The organism is Agromyces sp. NPDC055658 (genome assembly GCF_053618155.1).
In genome coordinates this window covers 40,507-46,989 of record NZ_JBSHHD010000033.1, presented here as the reverse complement: position 1 = coordinate 46,989, position 6,483 = coordinate 40,507, and the positions used below count along the sequence as shown (strand labels likewise).

Annotated in this window: 10 protein-coding genes; 5 read left to right on the top strand and 5 right to left on the bottom strand. The window is 72.4% G+C overall.

Annotated elements, in window-relative coordinates; all coding sequences use genetic code 11:
* Positions 1 to 113: 113 nt before the first annotated feature.
* A complete protein-coding gene (locus ACWGPE_RS15010) occupies positions 114 to 716 on the top strand; it encodes a histidine phosphatase family protein (protein WP_231431325.1) in 603 nt (200 codons plus the stop codon).
* A gap of 123 nt (positions 717 to 839) precedes the next feature.
* Here the strand turns inward: ACWGPE_RS15010 and ACWGPE_RS15005 are convergent, their stop codons facing one another.
* Complete coding sequence (locus tag ACWGPE_RS15005; RefSeq protein WP_231431324.1) at positions 840 to 1,337, bottom strand: GNAT family N-acetyltransferase; 498 nt, start codon at positions 1,335 to 1,337, stop codon at positions 840 to 842.
* A gap of 58 nt (positions 1,338 to 1,395) precedes the next feature.
* Between ACWGPE_RS15005 and dapB the strand changes: the two genes are divergently transcribed.
* The gene (gene dapB, locus ACWGPE_RS15000) at positions 1,396 to 2,160 is read left to right on the top strand and encodes a 4-hydroxy-tetrahydrodipicolinate reductase (protein WP_452048998.1); all 765 of its coding nucleotides are present in this window, start codon (positions 1,396 to 1,398) and stop codon (positions 2,158 to 2,160) included.
* The gene (locus tag ACWGPE_RS14995; RefSeq protein ID WP_452048997.1) at positions 2,157 to 2,624 is read left to right on the top strand and encodes a tetratricopeptide repeat protein; all 468 of its coding nucleotides are present in this window, start codon (positions 2,157 to 2,159) and stop codon (positions 2,622 to 2,624) included. The genes dapB and ACWGPE_RS14995 overlap by 4 nt, the downstream gene beginning before the upstream one ends.
* On the opposite strand, the gene ACWGPE_RS14990 is transcribed toward ACWGPE_RS14995, so the two are convergent.
* The 4 genes from ACWGPE_RS14990 to ACWGPE_RS14975 form a co-directional block, all read right to left on the bottom strand.
* Positions 2,596 to 3,504, bottom strand: a complete 909-nt coding sequence (locus tag ACWGPE_RS14990) for a TIGR01777 family oxidoreductase (protein WP_231431321.1) — start codon at positions 3,502 to 3,504, stop codon at positions 2,596 to 2,598. The genes ACWGPE_RS14995 and ACWGPE_RS14990 overlap by 29 nt on opposite strands.
* Before the next feature lie 3 nt (positions 3,505 to 3,507).
* Positions 3,508 to 3,933, bottom strand: a complete 426-nt coding sequence (locus tag ACWGPE_RS14985; RefSeq protein ID WP_231431320.1) for an OsmC family peroxiredoxin — start codon at positions 3,931 to 3,933, stop codon at positions 3,508 to 3,510.
* Between the two features lie 90 nt (positions 3,934 to 4,023).
* On the bottom strand, positions 4,024 to 4,494 hold the full coding sequence (locus tag ACWGPE_RS14980; protein ID WP_231431319.1) for a DUF4395 domain-containing protein: 471 nt from the start codon (positions 4,492 to 4,494) through the stop codon (positions 4,024 to 4,026).
* Positions 4,478 to 4,924 (bottom strand): TlpA family protein disulfide reductase, encoded by a 447-nt coding sequence (locus ACWGPE_RS14975; protein ID WP_452048996.1) that lies wholly within the window; start codon positions 4,922 to 4,924, stop codon positions 4,478 to 4,480. Before ACWGPE_RS14975 ends, ACWGPE_RS14980 begins: the two co-directional genes overlap by 17 nt.
* A 91-nt stretch (positions 4,925 to 5,015) precedes the next feature.
* Here ACWGPE_RS14975 and ACWGPE_RS14970 point away from each other — a divergent pair, with 91 nt between their 5' ends.
* Both ACWGPE_RS14970 and ACWGPE_RS14965 read left to right on the top strand, forming a co-directional pair.
* On the top strand, positions 5,016 to 5,825 hold the full coding sequence (locus ACWGPE_RS14970; RefSeq protein WP_231431317.1) for a thymidylate synthase: 810 nt from the start codon (positions 5,016 to 5,018) through the stop codon (positions 5,823 to 5,825).
* Positions 5,822 to 6,400: a dihydrofolate reductase gene (locus ACWGPE_RS14965; RefSeq protein ID WP_452048995.1), complete on the top strand. Its 579-nt coding sequence runs from the start codon at positions 5,822 to 5,824 to the stop codon at positions 6,398 to 6,400. The genes ACWGPE_RS14970 and ACWGPE_RS14965 overlap by 4 nt, the downstream gene beginning before the upstream one ends.
* Positions 6,401 to 6,483: the final 83 nt, after the last annotated feature.

The window sequence follows — 6,483 nt, the reverse complement described above, 5'->3', positions numbered from 1 at the left end:
GTGGTCGCCGTGGGTGCGATCGACGAGACGGCGTTCACCGGCGCGATCGACCAGCTCGCGCCGAGCACCGACGTCGCCTGACGCGACCCGACGAGCAGTACAGGAACGAACCCTTGGCACATCACCTCTATCTCGTGCGGCACGGCGAGCAGCTCGACGCCGAGCACGGCCTGCCCGACGGCCCGCTGTCACCCCGTGGTCGCCGTCAGGCGGAGCTCCTCGCCGAGCGGCTCGGCGGCATCCCGTTCGACCACGCGTGGCACTCGCCGCTGCAGCGGGCGACCGAGACCGCCGAGATCATCGCGGCGAAGATGCCGGCGTTGAACCCCGAGCCGTCTCCGCTCCTGTTCGACTGCATCCCCTCGGGGCCCGCCCCCGAGACGCCGAAGTTCTACGACCCGTTCTTCGGCTCCGTGACCGAGGACGAGATCGAAGCCGGCAACGCGCAGATGGCCGATGCGGTCGCCGAATTCCTGCGCTCGCACCGCGACGACCGGCACGAGCTGCTCATCACGCACAACTTCGTGATCGGCTGGTTCGTCCGCGAGGTGCTCGGCGCTCCCGACTGGCGCTGGGTCTCGATCAACCAGGCCAACGCCGGGCTCACCGTGCTGACGCAGAAGCCCGGGCGACCGTGGAGCCTCGTGGTGCACAACGACCTCGCGCACCTGCCGCCCGAGCTCCGCACCGGCCTGCCGGAGCCGTTCTCCATCTGAGCCGCACGCTCCCACCCGGGCTCGCCCCCACCCAGGCTCGCTCGCACCGTGCACCCGTGGAGGAACATTCCAGCCGCGCACGGCGCGTCGCGCCCGTGCCCTCGGCGTGTCGACGGGTGCTCCCTACAGATCGGCGCCGACCGGCTTGCCGTACCAGTTCGTCGCGTTCGGGTTCGCGTTGTACGGCTCGATGTCGACGTATCCGGCCGAGCGGTAGAGACCGCCGGCCGCCTCGAGCGAGGCGTTCGTGTCGAGCACGAGCTCCTGCGCGCCGAACTCGATCGCCCGTCGCTCGAGCTCCGCGAGCAGCCGCTTGCCCTCGCCACGACCCCGGCCGGCCGGGGCGAGCCAGAGGTGCTTGACCTCGAACCTGATCTCATAGGTCTCGGGGCGACGCTGGATGCGCCGGACGCCGCCGCAGCCGACGAGCTCGCCGCCCCGCTCGTCGTCGATCACGACGAGGAACACGCCGGCGGGCGGCGTGAACTGCGAGGCATCCGGCCAGGTCGGGCGGTACTCGCCCTGCTCGGCGGGAAAGCCCGCCGCGCGCTCGGCGAAGTACGCCTCGAGCAAGTCGTGGGCGTCGGGATCGGTCACGGCGGCCTCGCGGTATCGCAGCATGCGTCGAGCATATTCGGGACGCGGCTGCGTGGAGCACGGGCCTCGGTAGACTCGACGGGTGACGATCAAGGTCGCCGTGGCCGGAGCCACGGGCAAGATGGGGCAGCTGGCGATCCGACTCATCGAGGCGGCCGACGACCTCGAACTCCACGCTGCGCTCGGCTCGGGATCGAGCCTCGACGAGATGCTCGGCGCCGACGTCGCGCTCGACGTCACCCATCCGGCGGCGAGTCCCGCCATCGTCGAGTTCGCCGCAGGCGCAGGCATCCCCATCGTCGTCGGCACCTCGGGCTGGTCGCGCGACCGCATCGCCGAGATCACGAAGTTCGTCCGCGGACACGACGACGCCGGTGCCGTGCTGTTCGTGCCGAACTTCTCGATCGGCAGCGTGCTCGCGACCGCGTTCGCCGCGCTCGCTGCCCCGTACTTCGATTCGATCGAGATCATCGAGGCGCACCACGCGGGCAAGGTCGACTCGCCCTCAGGCACCGCCGTGCGCACCGCAGAACTCATCGGCGAGGCGCGCGGCGCCGCCGGCCCGGTCTCGGCGCCGCATGCCGATCAGCGCGCCCGCGGCCAGCTCGTCTCCGGCGTGCCCGTGCACAGCCTGCGCATGGCGGGCACGCTCGCCGAGCAGCGCGTCGTCATGGGCGGCGACGGCGAGACCCTGACCTTCACCCACTCGACGCTCTCGCCGAGTTCGTACGAGGCGGGCATCCTGCTCGCGCTGCGGCGCGCGACCGAGGCATCCGGGGTGAGCGTCGGCCTCGACGCCCTGCTCGACCTCGACCTCGCAGGCGGCGCGCCTGCCGGCGCCCGATGACCGCGGCCGGCGGCCGCCGGGCGCTCACCGCGAAGTCGGGCGCGCTGATCATGGCGGCGTTGCTCGCGCTCTACCTCGCGCTCGTCGGGTGGCGCGCCGTGCAGTTCATGGGCACGGGCGAGCCGGTCGCGATCGTCATCGGCATCGCGCTCCTCGTGCTGCCGATCATCGCCGCGTGGGCGCTCTGGCGCGAGCTCGCGTTCGGCATCCGCTCGCAGGAACTCATCCGGCGACTCCACGACGAGGGCGGTACCGACCTCGGCCTGCCGCTGCGCCCGAGCGGGCGCGCCGACCGCGACGCCGCCGACGCCGAGTTCGGCCGGTTCAAGGCCGAGGTCGAGGCCTACGAGGCGTCGTGGCGGGCCTGGCTGCGGCTCGGCCTCGCGTACGACGCGGCCGGCGACCGCCGTCGTGCGCGGCAGGCGGTGCGCACCGCTATCGAGCTCGACCGCCGGCAGCGCTGATCATCGCGTCGATCGCCGACTCGACGGTCGTGTGCGCGAATCGGTAGCCGTCGTCGATGAGCCGTTGCGGCCGGACCTTCTGGCTCGCGAGCAGCAGTTCGTCGGCCGCGCTGCCGAGCGCGAGCTCGAGCACCTTCTCGGGTACGCCGAACGCGTGCGGGCGCCGCATCCGCTCGGCCATGGCGCGCATCACCCGGTCCGCCGTCGCCGGGGTCGGCCCGACGAAGTTGACCGGCCCCGACAGCTTCGAGTCGAGCAGGTGCACGAGCGCGCCGACCTCGTCGTCGAGGGCGATCCACGGCCAGTGCTGGCCACCCGTGCCGAGTCGGCTCGACAGGCCGAACTTCGTGAGCGTCGCGACCCGCTGGAACGCCCCGCCGCCCGAGCCGACGACGAGGCCGGTGCGGACGAGCACGGTGCGGGTCTCTTCGGGAGCGAGCGATGCCGCGGCCTCCCACCGGCCGACGACCTGGGCGAGGAACCCGCTTCCGGCGCTGGAGTACTCGGTGAGCAGCTCGCCGGGGCGGTCGCCGTAGTACCCGACCGCCGACGCGCTGAGGAAGACCGACGGCGGCGTGCGGGCCTTGCGCATCGCGTCGGCGAGCGTGCGAGTCGCGCCGATCCGCGACTCGAGGATCTCGTCGCGGTAGCGCTTCGTCCACGGCAGTCGCGCGAGCGAGGCGCCGGCGAGGTTCACGACCGCGTCGACGCGATCCATCACGGTGAAGTCGATGATGCCCGCGGCGGGCGACCAGGACACCTCGTCTGCCTCGTGCGCGCGACGGCGCACGAGACGGACGACCTCGTGGCCGCGTTCGCGGAGCCGGGCCGAGAACGTGGTGCCGATGAAGCCCGTGGCACCGGCGATCAGGACCCGCATCGATCAGGCGAGTTCGGCTTCGATCGTGATCGGGATGCCGGCGAGCGCCTGCGAGATCGGGCATCCCGCCTTCGCGTCGTTCGCGAACGCCTCGAACTCGGCCTCGCTGAGGCCGGGCACGCGTGCGCTCACGAGCAGGTGGCTGCCGAGCACGCCCTTGCCGGGTTCGAAGGTCACGGCAGCGGTCGTCTGGATGCTCTCCGCGGGGTTTCCGGCCTCGGCGAGGGCGAGCGAGAGGGCCATCGAGAAGCACGACGAGTGCGCCGCGGCGAGGAGCTCTTCGGGGTTCGTCGTGTTGGCGACGCCCTCGGCGCGCGCCTTCCAGTTGACGGGGAAGTTCGCGAGCCCCGAGGAGTCGAGGGCGACGTCGCCCGACCCTTCGAACAGGGTGCCCTTCCAGACGGTGGTCGCTTCACTGGTGAGTGCCATCGGGATCCTCCACTTCGAGCCGGGCTCCCAGCCTAGCGGGGGAGCAGGGGCCGTCGGCAGGCGGGTTCGACGGCTGTGGATGCCGCAGGCTCACGCCGTCCGGATCACCCGGGCCCGCACGAGCCAGAGGTACAGCCAGCAGCCGAGGCAGAAGCCGAAGACCGAGTTGAGGAAGGCGGCGAAGAACGCGATCGCCGCCGCGATCGGCACGGCGAGCGGAGCGCCGAGCAGGGCGAGCACGATGCCCGCGAGCGTCACGGCGAAGCCGACGCCCTGTGCGAAGGTCGGCGGTCGCGGGTCTTCGAGCTCGGCGGGCGGCGCGAGCCCGGGTCGCACGAGCTTCCGGAAGATCAGGCCGTAGGGGTGCCGTCGGATGCCGGCGAACGCGCCCCACGCGAAGAGGGCGGCGACCGCGACGAGCAGCCAGAAGGCGGCGGCCGAGGCGCCGCCGACGGCGAGCACGACCGTGGCGAGCAGCAGCACCGCCGTGATGCCCGCGCCGAAGCGGGGACCGCGAGGGTCGATGCCGGCCGGTTCGCGTCCGTCAGCGGATGTCGACATGCTGCCTCCCGAGCACTTCGTCGAGTCGAGCGCGCACCACGTCGGCGCGCGGCGCCCCGCCGATGCGCGTCCGTACGATGCCGTCGGCATCGACGATGAGCGTCGTCGGGGTCTGGGTCACGTCGAACCGGCGGGCCAGATCGGCGCGATGCGTGAGGTCGACCTCGACGTGGCGGGCCCCGGGCGTCTCATCGGCGATGCCGCCGAGCAGGCGCGCCGCGGCCGGGCATCGGCTGCAGAACTCGGTGGAGAACTGCAAGAGCGTCGCCCGCTCGCCGAACCGGCCGGCTTCGACGCCGAGCGAAGCCGGGCGCACGCGCTCGCCCGATCCGCCGACCGCGCGCCCCTGCCGTGCGCGCCAGACGAGCCCCACCGCGGTCGCGGCGGCGACGAGTGCGGCGCCGATGGCGAGCGCGGCGACGAGGTCCATGAACCGACGGTACGGCGGCTCCGCCGCGCCACGACGACTGTGACGACGAATGACGCCCGCCACGAGGCATCCGCGGGTTAGCCTTGACCTGATGTCCGAGACGATCGCCACCCCGTACGAAGACCTCCTGCGCGACGTGCTCGAGCACGGCGAGCCGAAGACCGACCGCACCGGAACGGGCACGCGCAGCGTGTTCGGCCGCCAGCTGCGGTTCGACCTCTCGAAGGGGTTCCCGCTCGTCACGACGAAGCGCGTGCACTTCAAGTCGATCGCGTACGAGCTGCTGTGGTTCCTGCAGGGCTCGTCGAACGTCGGCTGGCTGCAGGAGCACGGCGTCACCATCTGGGACGAGTGGGCCGATGCGCAGGGCGAGCTCGGCCCCGTCTACGGCGTGCAGTGGCGCTCGTGGCCGACCCCGTCGGGCGAGGTCATCGACCAGATCGCCGACGTCGTCGCGCAGATCCGCGAGAACCCGGATTCGCGCCGGCTCATCGTCTCGGCGTGGAACCCGGCCGACATCCCCGACATGGCGCTCGCGCCGTGCCACGCCCTCTTCCAGTTCTACGTCGCCGACGGCCGGCTCTCGTGCCAGCTCTACCAGCGCAGTGCCGACCTCTTCCTCGGTGTGCCGTTCAACATCGCCTCGTACGCGCTGCTGACCCACATGGTGGCCGCGCAGACCGGCCTCGAGGTCGGCGACTTCGTCTGGACCGGTGGCGACTGCCACATCTACGACAACCACGTCGAGCAGGTGCGCGAGCAGCTCGCCAGGGACCCGTACCCGTACCCGACGCTCCGCCTCGCTCGGGTGCCCGCCTCGATCTTCGACTACGAGTACGACGACTTCGTGGTCGAGGGCTACCAGCACCACCCGGCGATCCGCGCGGCCGTCGCCGTATGAGCGAGGATGCCCCGGCACCGAACCGCTCGGGAGCGTCGGCGCCTGGCCCGGCGTCGCGCGTCCCGCGCATCGGACTCGTCTGGGCCCAGGCGGGCGGCGGCGTGATCGGGCGCGACGGCGGCATGCCGTGGCACGTGCCCGAGGATCTCGCGCACTTCAAGGCCGTGACGCTCGGCATGCCGGTGATCATGGGGCGCAAGACCTGGGACTCGCTCTCGCCCCGGTACCGTCCGCTGCCGGGGCGCCGCAACATCGTCGTGACGCGGCAGGCCGACTGGGCCGACGACGGAGCCGAGCGCGCCAGATCACTCGACGAGGCGCTGGCGCTCGTCGCCGGCGACGAGCGGGTCTGGGTGATCGGCGGCGGGCAGCTGTTCGCCGAGGCGATCGACCGGGCCGACCTCCTCGAGGTGACCGAGCTCGAGCACACCGGGGGATTCGCCGCCGAGCCGGGCGACGTGCACGCCCCCGCCGTGCCCGAGGGCTTCGAGCTCGTCGCCGTCGACCCGCCGGCCGGCGAGCATGCCTCCCGGAGCGGCATCCGCTACCGCTTCCTCACCTACCGCCGCGCCTGACGCCGCTGCCCGCCCCGTGTCGCCACCAGCCGGGCGCGGTGCGCGCCGAAGTGTCGGAGGATTCCGGCTACGAGGCGAAGTCG

Excerpts from the sequence above, each read along its gene's own strand:
- ACWGPE_RS14985 (WP_231431320.1), bottom strand. The coding sequence starts at position 3,933 with ATGGCACTCACCAGTGAAGCGACCACCGTCTGGAAGGGCACCCTGTTC.
- ACWGPE_RS14990 (WP_231431321.1), bottom strand. The coding sequence starts at position 3,504 with ATGCGGGTCCTGATCGCCGGTGCCACGGGCTTCATCGGCACCACGTTC.
- ACWGPE_RS14975 (WP_452048996.1), bottom strand. The coding sequence starts at position 4,924 with ATGGACCTCGTCGCCGCGCTCGCCATCGGCGCCGCACTCGTCGCCGCC.
- ACWGPE_RS14995 (WP_452048997.1), top strand. The coding sequence starts at position 2,157 with ATGACCGCGGCCGGCGGCCGCCGGGCGCTCACCGCGAAGTCGGGCGCG.
- ACWGPE_RS14980 (WP_231431319.1), bottom strand. The coding sequence starts at position 4,494 with ATGTCGACATCCGCTGACGGACGCGAACCGGCCGGCATCGACCCTCGC.
- ACWGPE_RS14965 (WP_452048995.1), top strand. The coding sequence starts at position 5,822 with ATGAGCGAGGATGCCCCGGCACCGAACCGCTCGGGAGCGTCGGCGCCT.
- ACWGPE_RS14970 (WP_231431317.1), top strand. The coding sequence starts at position 5,016 with ATGTCCGAGACGATCGCCACCCCGTACGAAGACCTCCTGCGCGACGTG.
- ACWGPE_RS15005 (WP_231431324.1), bottom strand. The coding sequence starts at position 1,337 with ATGCTGCGATACCGCGAGGCCGCCGTGACCGATCCCGACGCCCACGAC.